Genomic DNA, 21,019 nt, shown 5'->3' with positions numbered 1-21,019 from the left:
GGAGCTTGGTCGTGCCACACGAGGTCCGTGCCGTAGTCGCTGTCAAAAAGGGCGCACCCGTCGAGGTGCAGACGATCGTCGTCCCCGATCCCGGTCCCGGAGAGGTCCTCGTCTCCGTCCAGGCCTGCGGTGTCTGCCATACGGATCTGCACTACCGGGAGGGCTCGATCAACGACGACTTCCCCTTCCTGCTGGGCCACGAGGCGGCCGGCACGATCGAGGCGGTCGGCGCGGGCGTCACCGACCTCGAACCCGGCGACTACGTGGTGCTCGCCTGGCGCGCGCCCTGCGGCAGCTGTCGTTCCTGTCGCCGCGGCCGCCCCTGGTACTGCTTCGACTCCCGCAACGCCACGCAGCCGATGACCCTGCTCGACGGCACCCCGCTCAGCAACGCCCTCGGCATCGGCGCCTTCGCCGAGAAGACGCTGGTCGCGGCCGGCCAGGCGGTGAAGATCGACCCGGCGGCCCGCCCCGAGGCGGCGGGCCTCATCGGCTGCGGTGTGATGGCGGGTTACGGCGCCGCGGTGAACACCGGCAACGTCGGGCGCGGCGATTCGGTCGCCGTCATCGGCTGCGGCGGGGTCGGCAACGCGGCCATCGCGGGCGCCTGTCTCAACGGCGCGATGAAGGTCATCGCCGTCGACATCGACGACAAGAAGCTCGATCAGGCCGAGAAGTTCGGCGCCACGCACACGGTCAACTCCCGTGGCACGGACCCGATCGAGGCCGTCCGCGCGCTCACCGACGGACACGGCGTCGACATCGCGATCGACGCGGTGGGCCGCCCCGAGACCTTCACCCAGGCCTTCTACATGCGCGACCACGCGGGCCTGTTGGTCCAGGTCGGCGTCCCCTCCCCCGAGATGAAGGTCGAACTCCCGCTGATCGACGTCTTCTCGCGCGGCGGCGCCATCAAGTCGTCCTGGTACGGCGACTGTCTGCCGAGCCGCGACTTCCCCTATCTGATCGACCAGTACCTGTACGGACTCCTCGACCTCAACGCCTTCGTGTCCGAGACGATCGCCCTCGACCAGGTCGAGGAGGCCTTCGCCAAGATGCACCGGGGCGAGGTGCTGCGCTCGGTGGTCGTCCTGTGACCCCCGTCCGGCCCGTCGCCCCCGCGCCTTTCCCGGGAAGCGCCAACTCCACGGTCCGCGCCCTCGTCCCCTGAAGTCCCAACGCCACCGCCCTCACCCCCGTCCCCTCAACCCCCTACTCCCCCAGCGCGTTCACCCCCACCCCGGCAAGGAGGGGCATGTCCAGCACGCCCGAACCCCGTCCGCACGGTCCCCGTGTCGTCGTCATCGGCGCCGGCATCGTCGGCTGCTCGCTCGCCGACGAACTGACCGCCCGCGGCTGGACCGACGTCACCGTCCTCGAACAGGGCCCCCTGCCCGCTCCCGGCGGCTCCACCTCGCACGCGCCCGGACTCGTCTTCCAGACCAGCCCCTCCAAGACCCTCGCCGCGTTCGCCAAGTACACGGTCGAGAAGTTCGGTTCGCTCGAAGTCGACGGCGTCCCCTGCTTCAACCAGGTGGGCGGACTTGAGCTGGCCACCACCCCCGAACGCCTCGCCGACCTGCACCGCCGGGCCGGCTACGCGGCGGCCTGGGGCATCCGCGGCGAGGTCGTGAGCACCGCCCGCTGCAAGGAACTGTGGCCCCTCGTCGACGAGTCGGTCGTCCTCGGCGGCTTCCACACCCCCGACGACGGCCTGGCCCGCGCCCTGCTCGCGTCCCGCGCCCAGATGGACCGCGCCACCTCGCGCGGCGCCCGCTTCCTCGACCGCCACACCGTCACCGGCATCGAGCAGGACAACGGCCGCGTCACCGGCGTCGTCACCGACCAGGGCACCTTCCCCGCCGACCACGTCGTCTCCGCGGCCGGCTTCTGGGGTCCGGTGATCGGCCGCATGGCCGGCATCGACGTACCGCTCCAACCGCTCGCCCACCAGTACGCGAAGACGAAGCCGCTGCCCGAACTCGCCGGAGCCACGGCCGAGGCCACGCGGCCCATCCTCCGCTTCCAGGACCGCGACCTCTACTTCCGCGAGCACGTCGACCGCATCGGCATCGGCTCCTACGCCCACCAGCCGCTGCCCGTCGACCCGTTCGCGATCCTGCCGTACGACGAGGCACGTGCCCGGAACATGGACATGCCGTCCTCGTTCCCGTTCACCGCGGCGGACTGGGCGCCGAGTTGGGAGGACTGCCGGTGGCTGGTGCCTGCGCTGCGGGACGCCGAGATCGAGGAGGGCTTCAACGGCGTCTTCTCCTTCACCCCGGACGGCATGCCGGTCCTCGGCGAGTCGCGGGCACTGCGCGGCTTCTGGCTGGCCGAGGCGGTGTGGGTGACCCACTCCGCGGGGGTCGCGCGGGCCGTCGCCGAGTGGATGGTCGACGGACGACCCTCGCTCGACCTGCACGAGTGCGACCTCGCGCGGTTCGAGGAAGCGCAGCGTTCACCGTCGTACGTCCGTGAACGCGGTTCACAGCAGTTCGTCGAGGTGTACGACGTTCTCCACCCCCTCCAGCCGATGGAGAGCCCGCGCCCGCTCCGCGTCAGCCCCTTCCACGCGCGCCAGGAGCAGCTCGGCGCGTTCTTCCTGGAGGGCGGCGGCTGGGAGCGCCCGCACTGGTACGAGGCCAACGCCCCGCTCGTCGACGGCCTCGACGCGCTCCCCGAGCGCGACGCCTGGTCGGCCCGCTACTGGTCCCCCATCGCCGCCGCCGAGGCCCGCGCGACCCGCGAGAAGGTCGCCCTGTACGACATGACCCCGCTGCGCCGCCTGGAGGTCACCGGCCCCGGCGCCCTCGACTTCCTCGACCGGATGACCACCAACAACCTGCGCAAGAAGCCCGGCGCGGTCACCTACACCCTCCTCCTGGACGAGACCGGCGGCGTCCGCTCCGACCTCACCGTCGCCCGCCTCGCCCCGGACCGCTTCCAGGTCGGCGCCAACTCCCCCGCAGACCTCGACTGGTTGACCCGGCACGCACCTGAGGGCGTGCACATCAGGGACATCACCTCCGGCACCTGCTGCATCGGCGTCTGGGGCCCCCTCGCCCGCGACCTCGTCCAGCCGCTGACCCGCGACGACTTCTCGCACGAGGCCTTCGGCTACTTCCGCGCGAAGGAGACGTACATCGGGCACGTCCCGGTCACCGCCATGCGCCTGTCGTACGTCGGTGAGCTGGGCTGGGAGCTGTACACCACCGCCGACCTGGGCCTGCGCCTGTGGGACACGCTCTGGGCGGCCGGCCAGGAGCACGGCGCGGTCGCGGCCGGGCGGTCCGCCTTCAACTCCCTTCGTCTGGAAAAGGGTTACCGCTCCTGGGGCACCGACATGACCGACGAGCACAACCCGTTCGAGGCCGGCGTCGGCTTCGCGGTCCGCATGGACAAGGTGTTCGTCGGCCGCGAGGCCCTCACGGACGCGCCGGCCACCCGCAAGCTGACCCCCCTCCTCCTCGACGACCCGTCCGCCGTGGTCCTCGGCAAGGAGCCGGTGTACGTCGACGGCTCCCCCGCCGGCTACGTCACCAGCGCCTCGTACGGCTACACGCTGGGCCGCTGCATCGCGTACGCATGGCTGCCCGTGCTCCCCACCGGAGCCCCCGTGCACATCGAGTACTTCGGCGAGAAGGTCCCGGCGACCGTGGCCGAAGAGCCCCTGTTCGACCCGAAGATGACCCGCATCCGCCGATAGGAGGCAGGCTGTGTCCCCGACTTACGACGTGATCGTCATCGGTCTCGGCGGCATGGGCAGCGCCGCCGCCCACCATCTCTCCGCCCGCGGGGCCCGTGTCCTCGGCCTGGAGAAGTTCGGTCCGGTCCACAACCGCGGCTCCAGCCACGGCGGTTCGCGGATCACCCGGCAGTCCTACTTCGAGGACCCGGCGTACGTACCGCTGTTGCTGCGCGCCTACGAGCTGTACGAGGACCTGCACCGGGCCACCGGCCGCGAGGTCGCCATCCTGCCCGGCGGTGTGATGCTCGGCCGCCCCGAATCCCGGACCGTCTCCGGGTCGCTGCTGTCGGCCCAACAGTGGGACCTGCCCCACGAGATGCTCGACGCCAAGGAGATCCGCCGCCGGTTCCCGACGCTCGCGCCGAAGGACGACGAGGTCGCCCTGTACGAGAAGAAGGCGGGTCTGCTGCGGCCCGAGAACACGGTCGCCGCGCATCTGCAGATGGCCACCCGGCAGGGCGCCGACCTGCACTTCGAGGAGCCGATGACCCGCTGGGAACCGTACCGGGACGGCGTCCGCGTGCACACCGCGGAAAACACCTACACGGCGGGGCAGTTGGTGATCTGCCCGGGCGCCTGGGCGCCGCAGCTGCTGACCGACCTCGGGGTGCCGTTCACCATCGAGCGGCAGGTCATGTACTGGTTCCAGCCGACCGGCGGGGTGGATCCCTTCGTCCCCGAGCGACACCCGATCTACATCTGGGAGGACGCGGCCGGCGTCCAGGTCTACGGCTTCCCGGCCATCGACGGCCCCGCGCTCGGCGCCAAGGTCGCCTTCTTCCGCAAGGGCGAGGTCACCACTCCGGAGACCATCGACCGGACCGTGCACGAGGAGGAGATCCGGGCCATGGCGGACCACATGGCCGACTGCATCCCGGATCTGCCCGGCACCTTCCTCAAGGCCGCGACCTGCATGTACTCCAACACCCCGGACGAGCACTTCGTGATCGCCCGGCACCCCGCGCACCCGGATTCGGTGACCGTGGCATGCGGTTTCTCGGGGCACGGCTTCAAGTTCGTGCCCGTGGTCGGCGAGATCCTCGCCGATCTGGCCCTGACCGGCGCCACCGAGCACCCCATCGGCCTGTTCGACCCCGCCCGCCTCGCCGCCGCGCCCGCCTGAGGAGCACGCACGTGACGACGATCCCGATGTCCCCCGTCCCCCTCCCCGACACCCCCAGCCTGATCTCCACCCTCCCCGGGCACTACTACACCGACCCGGAGATCTTCCGACAGGAGCAGGAGCACCTGTTCGAGTCGATGTGGTTCTGTGCGGTCCGCAGCGCCGACCTGGCCAAACCCGGCGCGTTCCGGACCGTCCAGGTGGGCCGCGAGAACGTGATCATCACCAGGACGCGCAAGGGTGAGCTACGCGCGTTCCTCAACATCTGCCGCCATCGCGGGGCCCGGCTGTGCATGGAGGAGGCCGGTGAGGTCCGGCGCAGCCTCCAGTGCCCGTACCACGCATGGACGTACGACCTCGACGGCAAATTGATCGCCGCACCCAACTTGATCAAGATGCCCGATGTTGATCGGGTCGAGTACGGGTTGATCAATGTGTCGCTGCGGGAGTGGCTCGGCTACGCCTGGGTGTGCCTGGCGGACGAGCCGCCCTCCTTCGAGGACACGGTCACGCACGCGGCCGTGGAGCGGCTCGGCGACCCGGCCGCGATCGAGCACTACGGCACCGAGGACCTGGCCCTCGGCAAACGCATCACGTACGACGTGAAGGCGAACTGGAAGCTGATCGTCGAGAACTTCATGGAGTGCTACCACTGCGCGACGATCCACCCGGAGCTGACGGACGTGCTCCCGGAGTTCGCGGAGGGTTACGCGGCCCAGTACTACGTCGGCCACGGCGCCGAGTTCGGCGCGGAGATCAAGGGCTTCACGGTCGACGGCAGCGAGGGCTTCGCGAAGCTGCCGCAGGTCTCCGAGGACCAGGACCGGCGCTATTACGCCATCACGGTGAAGCCGACGGTCTTCATCAACCTCGTACCGGACCACGTGATCCTGCACCGCATGTTCCCGATGGCCGAGAACCGCACGATCGTGGAGTGCGACTGGCTCTACGCGCCGGAGGTCGTCGCCTCGGGGGCCGATGTCTCGAAGTCGGTGGAGCTGTTCCACAGGGTGAACGAACAGGATTTCGAAGCATGTGAACGGACACAACCGGCCATGGCATCGCGGGCCTACCGCAACGGTGGTGTGCTGGTTCCCAACGAGCACCACATCGGGATCTTCCACGAGTGGGTCCTGGAGCAGCTGGGAGGCGGCCATGCCGGACCTGTTCATTGACGGAAGCTGGCGGGGCGCGGTCGATCAACGTACGCGCGAGATCCGCTGTCCGGCCGACGGCTCCCTGGTCGGGGTGGTGGACGAGGCCGGCGGCAAGGACACCGTGGAGGCGATCGCGGCGGCCCGGCGCGCCTTCGACGAGGGCCCCTGGCCGGGCACCTCGCCGAACGAGCGCGGCGACCTGCTCCTGCGGGTGGCCGACCTCCTGGCGCGCGACAAGGAGGCACTCGCGCGTGCCGAGTCCCTGGACACCGGGAAGCGGTATGTGGAGAGCGAGTACGACATTGACGACATCGTCAACTGTTTCCGCTACTTCGGCCGACTGGTCGCGAGCGAGACCGGCCGGGTGATCGACACGGGAGCCGAGGGCGTCGACAGCCGGGTGGTGTACGAGCCCGTCGGCGTCTGCGCGCTCATCACCCCGTGGAACTACCCGCTCCTCCAGACGGCCTGGAAGGTCGCCCCGGCCCTCGCCGCGGGGTGCACCTTCGTCCTGAAGCCGAGCGAGCTGACCCCGCACACGGCCATCCATCTGATGCGGCTGCTGGAGGAGGCGGGGCTGCCGGCGGGCGTGGGCAACCTGGTCCTCGGCGCGGGTCCCGAGGCGGGCGCTCCGCTGGGTGACCACCCGGACGTCGACATGGTGTCGTTCACGGGCGGCCTGCAGACCGGCCGCCACCTGATGGCGGTGGCCGCGCCGACGGTCAAGAAGGTCGCTCTCGAACTCGGCGGCAAGAACCCCAACGTCGTCTTCGCCGACGCCGACTTCGACACGGCCGTGGACATGACGCTGACCGCCGTCTTCCTGCACTCCGGGCAGGTCTGCTCGGCGGGGGCGCGCCTCCTTGTGGAGGACTCGCTGCACGACCGGTTCGTCGACGAGGTCGTCCGACGGGCCCAGGAGATCCGGCTCGGCGGCCCCTTCGACGAGCATGCCCAGGCCGGGCCGCTGATCTCGGCCGCGCACCGGGCCAAGGTCGAGGCGTACGTGGCCAGGGGCCTGGAGGAGGGCGCGGTGCTGCGGTGCGGGGGCGCGCGGCCCACCGGCGCGGAGTACGACGACGGCTTCTACTACCCGCCCACCGTCCTGGGCGACTGCTCCGTGGGGATGCACGTGGTGCAGGAGGAGTCCTTCGGACCGGTGCTGACCGTGGAGCGCTTCCGCGACGAGGACGAGGCCGTACGGCTGGCCAACGGGACGATCTACGGTCTCGCGGGCGCCGTGTTCACGACCGACGAGGGCAAGGCCGCGCGGGTCGCCTCACGGCTGCGCCTGGGGACGGTCTGGATCAACGACTACCACCCGTATGTGCCGCAGGCCGAGTGGGGTGGCTTCAAGCAGTCCGGCTTCGGACGCGAACTCGGTCCCTCCGGACTCGCCGAGTACCGCGAGACGAAGCACATCTGGCGCAACACCGCGCCCAAGCCGCAGGGCTGGTTCGACTAAGCGCCCCGCCGCGCACCGCACGCGCCCACGCGCCTAACTTCCGCGTAACGGCGCGCACATGAGCCCCACGTATAACCAACCCCCTCACTGATCAACCCGTCACCGATCAACTCTTGATCGATCAACCCCCCTCATCGATCCCGGCACCCGCAGAGCCGCTCCCTTCCCTCCCCAGGCCCACCAGGAGTCCGCTCATGACGACAACCGAGCAACCACCATCCGGATCACACGGCCACGACGACACCGAACTCGCCGAGTTCGGCTACAAACCCGAGCTCAAGCGCACCCTCGGCAACTTCCACACCTTCGCCGCCGGGATCAGCTACATCTCGATCCTGACCGGCACCTTCCAGCTGTTCTACTTCGGCTACGGCAGCGGCGGCCCCGCCTACTGGTGGTCGTGGCCGATGGTCTTCATCGGTCAGTTCATGGTCGCCCTGTGCTTCGCCGAGCTGGCGGCCCGCTATCCCGTCGCGGGCTCGGTCTACAACTGGTCGAAGAAGATAGGCAATCCGCACCTGGGGTGGCTGGCCGGCTGGACGATGCTCATCGCGTCGATCGTGTCGATCTCGGCCGTGGCGCTCGCCTACCAGCTGACGCTGCCGCAGATCTCCAGCGTGTTCCAGATCGTCGGCGACGGAACCGGCAAGTACGACGTGGCGACCAACGCGGTCATCCTGGCCGCGGTGTTGATCCTGTTCACGACCCTCGTGAACGCCTTCGGCGTCAAGCTGATGGCCACGATCAACTCGGCGGGCGTGTTCATCGAGTTGATCGCCACCGTCGTCCTGATCGTCCTGTTCGCCGTCCACATCACCCGCGGTCCGCAGGTGGTCATGGAGACCAACGGCACCGGGGCCGGGTACGGCGCCGGCTATCTGGGCGCGTTCCTGGTGGCCTCGCTCGCCTCGGCGTACGTCATGTACGGCTTCGACACGGCCGCCTCGCTGGGTGAGGAGTCCAAGGACCCGTCCCGCAACGCGCCCCGCGCGATCATCCGGGCGATCGTCGCCTCCTTCGTCCTGGGCGGCCTCGTCCTGCTGCTCGCGCTGATGAGCGTGTCCAGCCTGAAGAGCGGGAAGCTGTCCACCGACGGTCTGCAGTACATCGTCCTGGACGTGCTCGGCTCCACGGCCGGCAAGGCGATGCTGTGGTGCGTACTGATCGCGGTCACCGTCTGCGCGCTCGCCGTGCACACGGCGGCGATCCGGCTGGCGTTCGCGATGTCCCGGGACAACAACCTGCCCGCGTCCTCGATGCTGGCCAAGGTCAGCCCGCGCTTCCAGACGCCGGTGCTGCCGGCCGTGATCATCGGCATCCTGGCGCTGGCGATCCTGGTGGTCAACATCCGCCAGCCGCAGATCTTCACGGTCGTGACCAGCATCGGCATCATCATGATCTACCTCGCCTACCTGGGTGTCACCGGGCCGATGCTGGTGGCGCGGCTGCGCGGCAAGTGGGAGCCGGCGGGCGACGGCAAGTTCTCGCTGGGCCGTTGGGGCCTGCTCGTCAACATCGTGGCCGTGCTGTGGGGCGCGGGTATGACGCTCAACCTGATCTGGCCGCGCGACGCCGTCTACAACGCGACCGCCCCCTTCCACTGGTACCTCCAGTGGGGCGCGCTCCTGTTCGTCGGCGTGATCATGGGTGGCGGCTTCGCCTACTACTGGTTCATCCAGCGGCACAAGACCGGCGTGCTCGCGGAGCACCGCCTGGAGAACGAGGCCGAGGTGGCCGCTCCCTTCGCCGCTCCGGCGGCCGACTGAAGGAGGTCAACGACTCATGAGCACCGATGAGTTCGACTACGTCGTGGTCGGCGGCGGCACCGCGGGCAACGTGGTGGCGGCCCGGCTCTCCGAGGATCCGTCGGTCACCGTCTGCGTCCTGGAGGCGGGGCCCAGCGACGTCGGCGACGACGACATCCTCAAACTCGACCGCTGGATGGGCCTGTTGGAGTCCGGCTACGACTGGGACTACCCGGTCGAGCCGCAGTCCAGCGGGAACAGCTTCATGCGGCACGCGCGTGCCAAGGTGCTGGGCGGCTGTTCCTCGCACAACTCCTGTATCGCCTTCTGGGCGCCCGCCGAGGACCTCGACGACTGGGCGGCGGAGGGCTGTACGGGCTGGAGCGCGGCGGACCTCTTCCCGCTCTACCGGCGCCTGGAGAACAACGACGCCCCCGGCGACCACCACGGCCGCACCGGCCCGGTGAAGCTGCGCACGCTCAAGAGCGACGACCCGTGCGGCACGGCCCTGCTGGAGGCGTGCGCCCAGGCGGGCATCCCCACGACGGCCTTCAACACGGGCAGGACCGTGATCCGGGGCGCCAACTGGTTCCAGATCAACTCCGACGAGAACAACACCCGCCAGTCGTCCTCGGTGGCCTACCTGCACCCGATCCTGGGCAAGCGCCCCAACCTGGAGGTGCGCACGGGCGTACGCGCCAAGAAGATCGTCCTCGACGGGCGGCGCTGCGTCGGCGCCGAGTACCTGGACCCGGACCTGATCCACCATCGGACGGTACGGGCCCGGCGCGAGGTCATCGTGTCGTGCGGCGCGATCGACACCCCGAAGCTGCTGATGCTTTCCGGCATCGGCCCGGCCGAGCACCTGCGCGAGGTCGGCGTCGAGGTGGTCGTCGACTCGGCGGGCGTGGGCGAGAACCTCCAGGACCACCCCGAGGGCGTCATCATGTGGGACGCCAAGCAGCCGATGACCACGAGGTCCAGCCAGTGGTGGGAGGCGGGCATCTTCTACGACACCGAGGAGGGCCTGGACCGGCCCGACCTGATGTTCCACTACGGGTCTGTGCCGTTCGACATGAACACCGCGCGCTGGGGCTACCCCACCTCGGAGAACGCCTTCTGTCTCACCCCGAACGTGACGCGCGCGAAGTCGCGGGGCACGGTGCGGCTGCGGACCCGCGACTACCGGGACAAGCCCAAGGTGGACCCGCGTTACTTCACGCACGAGCACGACGCGCGCGTGATGACGTTCGGCCTCAAGCTGGCCCGGAAGATCGCCTCCCAGCCCGCGCTGAGCGGCTGGGCAGGCGCCGAACTGGCCCCCGGCCCCGACGTCCAGTCCGACGAGGAACTCCTCGACTACATCCACAAGACCCACAACACCGTCTACCACCCGTCCTGCACCGTGAAGATGGGCGCGGACGACGACCCCTCGGCCCCGCTCGACGCGCGGCTGCGGGTCAAGGGGATCGAGGGGCTCCGGGTCGCGGACGGCTCGGTCATGCCGGACCTGATCTCGGTCAACCCGTGCATCACGACGATGATGATCGGCGAGAAGTGCGCCGACTTGATCAAGGAGGATGTCTAGTCAAGGCGTCGGTCAACAGGTTGATCAACCTGTGGTCGGCGTGGGCCGCTTGTACATCCGCGTCGCCGTGATCTCGCTCCGCACCGCGTCACCGTCTCCGGCCGGGCCCTCCTCAGGGAGCCCCGGCCGGAGGTGTTCCTCCACGCTGATGTACTTCAGCCCTGCCCGGAGGTCCGCGTCGTTGCGCAGCCGGATCACCAGCGGGAACTCCGCCAACGCGGTCGTGTCGAACAGGCCGGTGGTGTACAGGAGTTGGACACCGAGCGCGTCCGACACGGCCCGCTGGAGCTCCAGCAGATACGTCGCGTTGGCCCGTCCGATCGGGTTGTCCAGGAACAGCGTGCCGGCGTGCCGGTGCTTGTCGCGCCCCCGGTCGTTGGACCGCAGCGCGGCCATCGTGCAGTACAGCGCGATCGCCGCGGTGAGCAGCTGGCCGCCCGAGAAGACGTCGCCCATCTGCCCGACGGGCACGCGCTCGGCGCGCAGGACGGCGTCCGGCTTGAGGATCTCGACGGCGACCCCCTTGGGTTGAAGCGCCGCGCCCACGCCCCGCAGCAGCAGGGACATGCCGTCCCGGCGCAGGTCGGAGTTCTTCTTCACGGCGGCCCGGGTCGCCTCGTCGACGACCTCACCGAGCCGCTCGGTGAGGACGGCCTGGTCGAGCTCCTCGAAGCGGATGCGCAGGAACTCCTGCCCCGACCACTCGCCGAGCCCCTCGGGCAGCCGCGACAGCCGCTGGGCGGAGCGCAGGGTGGCCAGCGCGGACTCGACGAGCCCCCGCAGCCGGTCCACGATCGAGTCGCGGTTGCGCTCCAGCTGCGCCAACTCGTCCATCAGCACCCGCAGTCGGGGCGCGAAGGCGTCCGCCCACTTCTGGGCGTGCTCGGGCAGCGAGGACGCGGGCAGCTCGCGGATCTGCTGGCGCGCGGGGGTCCGGACCTGCTCGTAGCGCGTGGCGTTGGCGTGCCGAACGAGGATGTCGCTGGCCTCGCGCACCCCGGACTCGGCGGCGGACAGGTCGGCGGCGCAGCCGCGCAGCGACCGGCGGGCCTCGGCGGCGGAGTGCCGGGCCTCCTCCAGGGTGCCGGGATACGGCTCCGGCTCCTCCTGCTCGTCGTCGGAGGTGTGCTCGCGCAGCAGGTCGCGGAGCATCGCCGCGACCTCCTCGAAACCGCCGGCCCCGTCCTCGGCCGCCCGGTGGGCGTCGAGGAGTTCGGCGTGCGCCTCCCGGGCCTGGGTCAACGTCTCCGCGCGCGTGGCGAGTTCGGCGGTCGCCGTGCGCAGGAGCGCCTGGGCGTGCTCGGCGTCGCGCGGCTGCAGCTCCTCGGTCAGCTCGGTGTGGGTCTCGCCGTCCTCGGGCGCGTGCCGCTCGGCCTCGCCCCGCAGCCGGCCGAGCTGCTCGCTCGCGGTGGACATCCGGGTCTCCAGGAGCTGCACCAACTCCTCGGCCCGGGCGACGGCTGCCTGCCGGGAGGGCCCGTCGGATCCGTCCGGCGACTGGAGCAACTGGGCCGCACGCGTGCGTACCTTGTTGCTCAACCGGTCCAGGTCGGTGCGGGCGGCACTCTCGTCGCTCTCCGCGCGGGACTGCTCGGCCCGCAGATCGGCGCCGACGCCGACCTTCTCGTACAGCTGCGACGCGGCCCGGTAGGCCTCGCGGAAGGCGGGCAGCGACGCGCTGGGGTCGTCGGAGTCGCCTTCCGGTACGTCGTCGGGCGCGCCGGCGACCTCGGCACGCTCGGCGCGCAGGGCGCGGGCGGTGCGGCGGGCGTCGTCGGCGGCCCGCTGGGCGGCGCGCCGGTCCTCGTCGGCGGCGCGGGCGCGCTCCAGGCAGGCTTGGGCGCGGGCCTCCGACTCGGCCGCCTCGTCGGCCAGTTCACGCACCTTGACCTGCCAGCCGGCCCGCTCCCGCAGCCGGAAGGCGAGCCCGGCGAGGGCGTCGGCGGCGCGCCGGGCCTTCTGCGCGGCCTCCTGCCGCTCGTCCCGGACCTGCCCGGTCTCGGCGGCGGCCTCGTCGGCCTCGGCCCGCGCGGTGCGCGCCTCGGCCAGCTCGGCCTCGGCCTCCTCGGCGAACACGGCCGCGTCGTGCGAGGCCTGCGCCAGCTCCACGAGCCGGCCGGCCGGGCAGCCGGTGCGCCAGGAGGCGAGCCGCGCCGCCAGCTCCCGGTCCTTGCCGAGCCGCGCGGCGAGCGTACGGATCTCCTCGTCCCGCTCGGTCGCCCGCCCGCGCAACGCCTGCCGCTCCTCGTCGGCGGCGTGCTCGTCGTGCATGGCCGGGTTCGGCGGTACGAGGAAGACGTCACCCGGAGTGCCGTCGTCGGGCGGCGTCGGCGCGAGCAGGGCGGCTGCGGTGCCGACGGCCACGGCCGAGCGCGGCAGCAGCGCGGCGTCGCCGAGGGCGTCACGGGCACGGGCGTGCGTGTCGGGATCGGTGATGATCACGCCGTCGACCAGCTCGGGGCGGGCGGCCAGCACGCGCGCGTGGTCGGCGGGGTCGACGGCCTGGGCGAGATAGCGCCAGCCGGGCAGCGCCGGGATGCCGCGCTCCCCGAGGAACTCCACGGTGGCCAGGACATCCGGCCCGGGCGGCAGCAGCCCGCCGTCACCGAGCGCGCCGAGGATCCGGGAGTCGTCGGCGGCGGCCGTGCGCAGCTCGAAGAGCTGCCGCTCGGCGGCTGAGACGGAGTCGTCGAGCAGTTCGCGCAACTCGTCGGCGAACCGGTCCAGTTCCTCGGGCGTGAAGGCCGCCTCGGCGTCCTCCACCTCGTGCCGGGGGTGCGGGACCGCGGTCCGCGGTCCGGTGCCGGACAGGCTCAGCAGCTCGGCGAGACGCTCCTCGGCGGCCAGTGCCTCGGCGATCCGGCGCTCTGCCTCGTACGACCGTCGGGCGGCCGTCGCCGCGTCCGCCGCGCGGGCCGCCGTCAGCTCGGCGCGGGACTCGGCGGAGGCCGCCTCGCGCGCGTGCTCGGTGGCCTTGCGGGAGGCCTCCCGGGCCGCGTCCCAGGCGGTGACGGCCGACTTCTCGGCATCGCTGGCCGCGAGGGCGGCGCGGGCCGGGTCGGCGTCGGGCGCGCTGTCGTCGAGCCAGCCGGCCCGCACTGCCTCGGCGGTCTCCTGCTCGACCTCGCTCAGCCGCTGGCGCAGATGCCCGACCTCGCTGCGGGCACGCTGCGCCTGGGTCGCGGCGGCGGTCGCGTCCCGGTGCGCCGACTCGCCGACCTCCTGAAGCGATCCGGACCGCTCCTCCTCCTCGTTGGCGAGGTTCTCGGCGCTCTCCGCGGCCCCGTGCAGGGCCCGTACGAGATCCACCGCGGCCTTGGCGCGGGCGGCGAGTGCGGGGGCCGCGTCCCGTTCGGCCTCCTGGATGGCGGCGGCCACGCGCGCGACGCGGTCGGCGGCGGCGCGGTGACGCAGCACGGCCTCGGCGGCCTGCCAGGCGGAGTGCAGGGTGCGCGCGTCGGCCAGTTCGCGCTTCTGCGCGGCGGCCGACTTCTCTGCCACCGCGAGCGCCAACGAGGCGTTGCGGTAAGCGAGTTCGGCGGCGATCAGCGCGCTGCGCTCCCGGGCCGCCTCCGACTGGGTGACCGTGTGCGCGGTCTCGGTGACGCGCTGGGCGAGTTCGGCGGCCCGTACCCGCTCCTGTCCGCCTCGCGCGGACAGCCGCCGTGCCAGCGTGCGGGTGCGGCGCTCGGCGGCGGCGTGGATGTCACGTGCGCGTGAGCGCGCCTCGGCGGCCTCGACGATCCGCCCGAGCAGGTCGACCGAACCGGCGGTGAACTCGCGTTCGGCGATGAGCTCCGCCCGTCGCCCCAGCTTGTTGCCGAACCCGCCGACCAGGTCGGCCAGGCCGTCCGTGTCCCGGGTGTCGGTGACCGCGCGCAGCAGCAGGTCGGTGAAGTCGGAGTCCTTCTTGACCGCGAAGAGGCCTGCGGCCTCGCCCTCGTCGGCGTTCATCTCCCGCTGGTAGCGGAAGAGTTCGGGGTCCAGACCGAGGTCGCCGAGGTGCTCGATCCAGCGGTCGTGGATCTCCTCCCAGTGCACCTCCAGGTGCGGATACGCCTTGGTCGCCTCGGTGATGGCGTCCCGGAAGCCCTTCATGGTGCGCCGGCGCCCCTGCGCCCCGGAGACGCCCTCGACGGGCGGACGTACGGAAGTCGCCTCGGCGACGGGCAGGTTGTCGAGGCTCAGCCCGGGACCGGGCCGGAAGGAGTACCAGGCCTCGGCGAACTTGCGCGGGTCGTTGGAGACCTGACGCCCCCGCCACTCGCTGACCTTGCCGACGACGACGCACTCGCCGGTCAGCGTGTGCTGCCACTCCAGCGCGACGTGCCCGCAGTCGTCGGCGAGCAGGAACTTGCGCAGCACGCCGGAGCTGGCGCCGCCCAGGGTGTTGCGGTGACCCGGCAGCATCACGGAGAAGATCAGCTTGAGCAGGACCGACTTGCCGCCGCCGTTCTCCAGGAAGAGCACGCCGGCGGGCGCGGGGCGGCGGGGCGGGCCGACGGGCTCGTCCGCGAAGAACTCCGCCTGGGTGGGCGCGGGGTCGGGCACGGGCTCGCCGACACCCCGCAGGTCAAGCACGGTGTCGGCGTAGCGCGCACCGGCGGGTCCGATCGAGTAGAGGCGGACCCTGGACAGCTCGTACATGGCGGACTCTCGTAAGTCTTCGGCAGGGCAGGGGGGTTCAGGAGTGGAACGGCAGTCCGGCGTCGGCCACCAGCTCCGACGCGTCGGTGTCCTCGGCGGGCAGCAGGGTGGGGGTGCCGTCGGTCACCGGGACGACGCCCAGTTCGAGGAGCTCGGCCAGGGCCGCGGTACCGGCCATGTCCCGTACCTGTAGCTGGTAGCGGGCCGTGGTGCGGTAGGTGCCGCCGTGGTCGTCGCCGGTGCGCTGGAGGAAGCCGGAGTCGGTGAGGAACGCGGCGGCCTTGCCGACGATGCCGGTGGTCGAACCGGCGAGTCTGCGCGCGTCCTTGGTGGCGCCGGCGGCGCTGCGTCTGGCCCAGACCCGCCAGGCGGCCTCCAGTCCGGGCGCGTCGGACGCCGGGTCGGTGTTCTCCCCGTGCTCCTCGGCCCGCTCCTCAAGACGCCGGCAGGCCTGTCGTACGAAGGTGTCGACGCCGTTGACCGTCACGCGCCCGATGTACCCGTCGTCGGCGAGGTCCTCGGGCCGCGGGAACGCCATGGCGGCGAGGGCGAGATGGGCCAGGCCGTGCAGGAACCGGTCGCTGCCGTCCGCGGACGTGCGACGCGCGTAGTCGCCCATGCGCACGGCGAACACCGAGTCCTCGGCGGCGGTCACCGCCATCCCCGCGCGCGGGGACACCTCCAGGACCACCAGGCCGAGCCCGGCGGCCACGGCGTCCGCGAGCCGGGCGAACGGCGGGTCCTCGCGGTAGCGGCGCAGCAGTTCCGCGTACTCCTGGTCGCGCGCGGGCTGCGTCTTGGGCTGCAACCCGAACGCGACGAGCCGGGCCGCGTCGGCGGCGTCGGCGGGCGTGACGGCGGCGCTCGCCGGTGCGGCGGCGACGTCCGTCTCACTACGGTCGGCGATCTCGCTCACGGTCGGTACCCCCCTGTCGCTGTCCTGCTCGTGCGTACGCATACGGTTTCCGGTCCGGCTCATGCCGCTTCCGTCCTGTCCGCCGCCATCCCCGCGGAGTCGAGCAGGGCCGTGCCGACGATGAGGTCGGCCCCGCCGAACTCCGGGTCGTCCAGCTCCGTGCCGTCGTCCACGGCGAACAACAGCTTCTCCTCGCCCTGCCGGTAGGCGGTGCCGACCGCCGGGCTGGCCGCGTGGACGGCCAACAGCGCGACCAGATACGGCAGTTCCGGATCCTGGCGGCGTGCCTCGGCGAGCAGCCCCGACAGCCGGCGCGGCGCGTCCGCGGGCAGGTCCAGCAACTCCTTGGCCACCGCGAGCTGTTCCTCGCTGAAGCGGCTGTCGTCCGGGGTGGCGATGAGGTCCGGCTCCGGCATCTCCGCGCCGAGGTGCTCCCGCTCCACCGGCGGCGTCAGCAGTATGTCGACGAGGTCACCGACCCGCACGGACGCCGGCGTACGCAGCCCGGTCCCCCGCGCGAAGAAGGCGTCCGTGACCCGGACGGCCTGTTCCAGCGGCAACGGCAGCACGGGCGCGACGAGATGCCCGTAGAGGTCTATCCCCGAGGACACCATCGGCGTCCCGAACGCCTGGCGGTCCTGCTCGGCGCGGAACAGCGGGCCCGCCTCCAGCAGGCGCGACTGCAACTGCGTGTGACGGCGGATGCAGTCCTTGACGATGTCGACGAGTTCGGCGGCGCGCCGCTTGTGCTCGGCATCCTCGGTCTCGTCGCGCGCCTTGCGGATGTTGGTGAGGATCGCGTTCTCGTGGCGGTAGCGGTCGGCCACGTGGTCGAGGGCCTCGGCGATCATGTCGGGCACGGAGTTGAGCCAGTCCACCGCGCGCACGTTGCGCCGAGTGGCGTCCAGGGCGCGGCGCAGCGTCTCCGAGTACTGCACGGTCCGGTAGCGGGCCTGTTCGGCGGCGAGTTGGGCGTCGGCGAGCCGGCCCCGGTTGATCAGGACCTCCAGCTTGACCTCGGCGGCGATCTGGGCGCTGGTGACGTCCGTGTCGAGGGCGCCCACCAGGACGTTGACCGCCTCGTCCGTGGTGCGGAGGTAGACCGTGCCGCCGGGGCCCGGCACCTCCTCGATCAGCTTGAAGTCGTAGTCGCGGCGGACGTAGTTGCCCTCCGGCGTGAAGGTGCCGTACATCGCGCGGAAGCCGCGGTCGACGCTGCCGACGTTGATCAGGTTCTCCAGGACCCAGCGGGCCACGCGCTCGTGCTCGGCGACGGGGCGCTGGGGTGCCTGGGCGGCGATGCGCGGGATGAGCCTGGCCACTATCTGGTCGTGGTCGGCGCCGGTGTCGAAGTCCATGTTCAGGGTGACCAGGTCGATGGCGGCCAGGGCCACCTCCGCCATGCCGTACACCGAGTACTCGCCCGCGAGATTGGCCTTGCGCACGTCGAGGTCGTGCAGCGGGGCGGTGCAGGCGAGCGCGCGCAGCCGCCGCGCCAGTCCCTCGTCGGCGGCCGGGCCCGGTGCGGGGCGCGGCCCCGCGCTGAGCTGGGGCGGAACGCTGTCCGTCGATGCAGGCGAAGTCACGGTGCACAGACTAGGTCCTCGGTCTGACATCGACCCAAACGACTCGGATCACCTCACCGGTATCACCGGGTGACTCGTCGACTACGGAGCGTTCTCGGCGCCGACCCGTCGCCGGTACACCTCGACGACGCGTTCCAGCGAGTCACTGAGGTAGACCGAGAGCAGCTTTTCGGCCTCGGCCCTGTCGCCGCCGTGGAGCGCCTCGTGGATCTGCTGATTGCGGGCGAGGTACGGCTCGTGCAGGCGGCGCGGGTCGTCCACGAGATGGAAGGCGAGGCGCAGTTCGGCGAAGACGCTGCGCATGAGTTCGTCGGTGCGGTCGCTTCCGGCCAGGGCCACGAGTTCGCGGTGGAAGTGGATATTGGCCGTGCCCACCGCTTTCCAGTCACCTTCGCGCGCCGCCGTCCGCCCTTCGTCGACGGCCGCGGCGAGGGCGTCGAGGCCGTACGGCGGCTCACCGAGGCCGCGGACGACGGCGCACTCGACGAGGGCGCGGGTGCGGTAGATGTCCTCGACGTCCTCGACGCTCAGGACCCGTACGAAGACACCCCGGTTCAACTCGTGGACGAGCAGGCGTTCGTGGGTGAGCAGCCGGAACGACTCACGCAGGGTGTTGCGCGAGACCCCGAGCGCGCCTCCGATGCTGTCCTCCGACAGCCGGGTGCCGGGCGGGAAATAGCCCTCGGCGATGCGGCTTCTGAGGATGTCCGAGACCCGTTCGGCCGTGCTGGTGCGGCCCAGGAGGGCGCGGTCGTCGGCCAGTTCGCTCAACTGCTCTGCCATGCCCGGAATTCAACCGCAGACACGAGAACGAAACAACACGGCTCTTGAAGGATCGTTGAACAATCCTCTACGGTGCTTCTCACCGCACGGCTCAGCCACGCACCCTCCCGTCCTCCCACTGCGAGGTGCCCATGAGCACGACCCCTCCACCCCAGGCCCTGACCACCGACCCACCCGCCGGTGAACTCACCGAGAACGACGGCGCGTTGGACTGGCTGCGCGCCCTCGGGCCGCGCGGCCGCCGCGCCTTCGCGGGCGCCTTCGGCGGCTACGCCCTGGACTCGTACGACTACTTCACGCTCCCGCTGAGCATGGTCGCGCTGGCCGCGTACTTCGGCCTGGACAGCGGCCAGACCGGCCTCTTCACGACCGTCACGCTCGTGGTGTCCGCGGTCGGCGGCGCCCTGGCCGGCGTGGTGGCGGACCGGGTCGGCCGGGTCAAGGCCCTGATGATCACGGTGATCACCTACGCCGTCTTCACCGTGGCCTGCGGCTTCGCGCCCAACTACGAGACCCTGCTGGTCTTCCGGGCCCTCCAGGGCCTCGGTTTCGGCGGCGAGTGGGCGGTCGGCGCGATCCTCGTCGCCGAGTACGCGAGCGCCAAGCACCGCGGGCGCACCCTCGGCGCGGTCCAGAGCTCGTGGGCCGTGGGCTGGGGACTGGCCGCGATCGTGTACACCCTGGTGTTCTCGTTCGCCGACGACGACCTGGCCTGGCGGATCATGTTCTGGACCGGCGCGCTGCCCGCGCTGCTGGTGATCTGGATGCGGCGCCGCGTGCACGACGCCCCGCAGGCGGTGGCCGTGCGCGAACAGAGCACCGAGAAGGGCTCGTTCACCGCGATATTCAAGCCCGGCCTGCTGCGCACCACGATCTTCGCCGGGCTGCTCTCCACCGGCGTCCAGGGCGGCTACTACACGCTGGCCACCTGGGTCCCGACCTACCTGAAGACCGAGCGCGGCCTGTCGGTCGTCGGCACCGGCGGCTATCTGACGTTCCTGATCTCCGGCGCCTTCCTCGGCTATCTGACCGGCGGCTATCTCACCGACCGGCTGGGCCGCAAGCGCAACATCTGGCTCTTCGCCCTGCTCTCGGCGGTCTGCATCCTGGCGTACGCGAACATCCCGGACGGCGCGGGCGGCCTGCTCCTGGTGCTCGGCTTCCCGCTCGGGTTCTGCATGTCGGCGATCTTCAGCGGCTTCGGGTCCTACCTGAGCGAGCTGTACCCGACGGCGGTACGGGGCACCGGCCAGGGCTTCACCTACAACACCGGGCGCGCCGTGGGCGCCGTCTTCCCCACCACGGTCGGCTTCCTGGCCGACAGCTGGGGCGTGGGCGGCGCGCTGGTGTTCGGCGCGATCGGCTACGGCATCGCGGCACTGGCCCTGTTCGGCCTGCCGGAGACGAAGGGGCGGGAACTCGCGTGAACCGCACGGAAGACCGTCCGCTGACCCTCGTCGACGAGCACGCGCACGCGTGGAGCCCCAAAAGCGCCCGGGCCCGTTTCCGCAAGGGGCTCACCGGGCCGACCTCGGGGGTCGCGGCGGGCCACACCCAGGTCAACCTGATCTCGGTGCCCGCGGACTGGGCGTACGACATGCTGCTGTTCTGTCAGCGCAACCCCAAGCCCTGCCCGGTGCTGGACGTCACCGACGCCGGTTCCTTCACCACCGTCCTCGCGGACGGCGCGGACCTGCGCACCGATCTGCCGCGCTACCGGGTGTGGCGCGACGGCGAGTTGGTGGACGAGCCGACGGACGTGCGCGCGTACTGGCGCGGCGATCTGGTGTCGTTCCTGATCGGGTGCAGTTTCACCTTCGAGTGGGCGCTCGGCGAGGCCGGCGTGCCGATCCGGCACATCGAGCAGGGACGCAACGTCCCGATGTACGTGACCGGCAGGCAGTGCCGCCCGGCGGGACGGCTGCACGGGCCGCTGGTGGTGTCCATGCGGCCGGTGCCACCCGAGCGGCTCGCGGCGGCCATCCGGGAGACCAGCCTGCTCCCGGCGGTGCACGGCAGCCCCGTGCACTGCGGCGATCCCGCGGGGCTCGGCATCCGCGACCTCGACCGCCCCGACTTCGGTGACCCGGTGGCCGCCGAACCGGACGACATCCCGGTCTTCTGGGCCTGCGGAGTGACCCCGCAGGCGGCCGTGATGGCCTCGCGTCCGCCCTTCGCCATCACCCACGCACCGGGGCAGATGTTGCTGACCGACGCCCGCGACGAGCAGTACCGCGTGGCCTGAGAAGAGAATGGAC

Annotated in this window: 13 protein-coding genes; 9 read left to right on the top strand and 4 right to left on the bottom strand. The window is 71.4% G+C overall.

All coding sequences use genetic code 11. The features are described 5' to 3' along the window. Positions 1 to 11 precede the first annotated feature (11 nt). The 7 genes from ACIQI8_RS40640 (at position 12) to ACIQI8_RS40610 (ending at position 10,829) form a co-directional block, all read left to right on the top strand. Positions 12 to 1,097: an S-(hydroxymethyl)mycothiol dehydrogenase gene (locus ACIQI8_RS40640; RefSeq protein ID WP_402362679.1), complete on the top strand. Its 1,086-nt coding sequence runs from the start codon at positions 12 to 14 to the stop codon at positions 1,095 to 1,097. A gap of 158 nt (positions 1,098 to 1,255) precedes the next feature. Next, the gene (locus tag ACIQI8_RS40635; protein WP_402362676.1) at positions 1,256 to 3,709 is read left to right on the top strand and encodes an FAD-dependent oxidoreductase; all 2,454 of its coding nucleotides are present in this window, start codon (positions 1,256 to 1,258) and stop codon (positions 3,707 to 3,709) included. A 10-nt stretch (positions 3,710 to 3,719) separates the two neighbouring features. Next, positions 3,720 to 4,874, top strand: a complete 1,155-nt coding sequence (solA, locus tag ACIQI8_RS40630) for an N-methyl-L-tryptophan oxidase (protein ID WP_402362673.1) — start codon at positions 3,720 to 3,722, stop codon at positions 4,872 to 4,874. 11 nt (positions 4,875 to 4,885) lie between these two features. Then, positions 4,886 to 6,049, top strand: coding sequence for an aromatic ring-hydroxylating dioxygenase subunit alpha (locus ACIQI8_RS40625; RefSeq protein ID WP_402362670.1), 1,164 nt, complete (start codon positions 4,886 to 4,888; stop codon positions 6,047 to 6,049). Then, positions 6,030 to 7,496, top strand: coding sequence for an aldehyde dehydrogenase family protein (locus ACIQI8_RS40620; RefSeq protein WP_402362667.1), 1,467 nt, complete (start codon positions 6,030 to 6,032; stop codon positions 7,494 to 7,496). Before ACIQI8_RS40625 ends, ACIQI8_RS40620 begins: the two co-directional genes overlap by 20 nt. A gap of 194 nt (positions 7,497 to 7,690) precedes the next feature. Further along, positions 7,691 to 9,262, top strand: a complete 1,572-nt coding sequence (locus tag ACIQI8_RS40615) for an APC family permease (RefSeq protein WP_402362665.1) — start codon at positions 7,691 to 7,693, stop codon at positions 9,260 to 9,262. 16 nt (positions 9,263 to 9,278) lie between these two features. After that, complete coding sequence (locus ACIQI8_RS40610; protein ID WP_402362662.1) at positions 9,279 to 10,829, top strand: GMC family oxidoreductase; 1,551 nt, start codon at positions 9,279 to 9,281, stop codon at positions 10,827 to 10,829. Between the two features lie 24 nt (positions 10,830 to 10,853). Here the strand turns inward: ACIQI8_RS40610 and ACIQI8_RS40605 are convergent, their stop codons facing one another. From ACIQI8_RS40605 to ACIQI8_RS40590, 4 genes are all read right to left on the bottom strand, one after another. After that, positions 10,854 to 15,476 carry a hypothetical protein gene (locus ACIQI8_RS40605; RefSeq protein ID WP_402362660.1) on the bottom strand — a complete coding sequence of 1,541 codons (4,623 nt, stop codon included), beginning with the start codon at positions 15,474 to 15,476 and terminating at the stop codon, positions 10,854 to 10,856. 37 nt (positions 15,477 to 15,513) lie between these two features. Continuing rightward, the gene (locus tag ACIQI8_RS40600) at positions 15,514 to 16,392 is read right to left on the bottom strand and encodes a hypothetical protein (protein ID WP_402362815.1); all 879 of its coding nucleotides are present in this window, start codon (positions 16,390 to 16,392) and stop codon (positions 15,514 to 15,516) included. A gap of 59 nt (positions 16,393 to 16,451) precedes the next feature. Beyond that, entirely contained in the window at positions 16,452 to 17,978 is a 1,527-nt protein-coding gene (locus tag ACIQI8_RS40595; protein ID WP_402362657.1) for a hypothetical protein, read from the bottom strand. A gap of 81 nt (positions 17,979 to 18,059) precedes the next feature. Continuing rightward, entirely contained in the window at positions 18,060 to 18,761 is a 702-nt protein-coding gene (locus ACIQI8_RS40590; RefSeq protein ID WP_402362654.1) for a GntR family transcriptional regulator, read from the bottom strand. A 131-nt stretch (positions 18,762 to 18,892) separates the two neighbouring features. Between ACIQI8_RS40590 and ACIQI8_RS40585 the strand changes: the two genes are divergently transcribed. Both ACIQI8_RS40585 and ACIQI8_RS40580 read left to right on the top strand, forming a co-directional pair. Continuing rightward, the gene (locus tag ACIQI8_RS40585) at positions 18,893 to 20,188 is read left to right on the top strand and encodes an MFS transporter (RefSeq protein ID WP_402362651.1); all 1,296 of its coding nucleotides are present in this window, start codon (positions 18,893 to 18,895) and stop codon (positions 20,186 to 20,188) included. Continuing rightward, complete coding sequence (locus ACIQI8_RS40580) at positions 20,185 to 21,006, top strand: putative hydro-lyase (protein ID WP_402362648.1); 822 nt, start codon at positions 20,185 to 20,187, stop codon at positions 21,004 to 21,006. Before ACIQI8_RS40585 ends, ACIQI8_RS40580 begins: the two co-directional genes overlap by 4 nt. Positions 21,007 to 21,019 lie beyond the last annotated feature (13 nt).

Source organism: Streptomyces sp. NPDC092369 (genome assembly GCF_044755245.1).
Taxonomy (GTDB): Bacteria; Actinomycetota; Actinomycetes; order Streptomycetales; family Streptomycetaceae; genus Streptomyces.
This window is presented reverse-complemented; position numbering and strand designations above follow the sequence as displayed.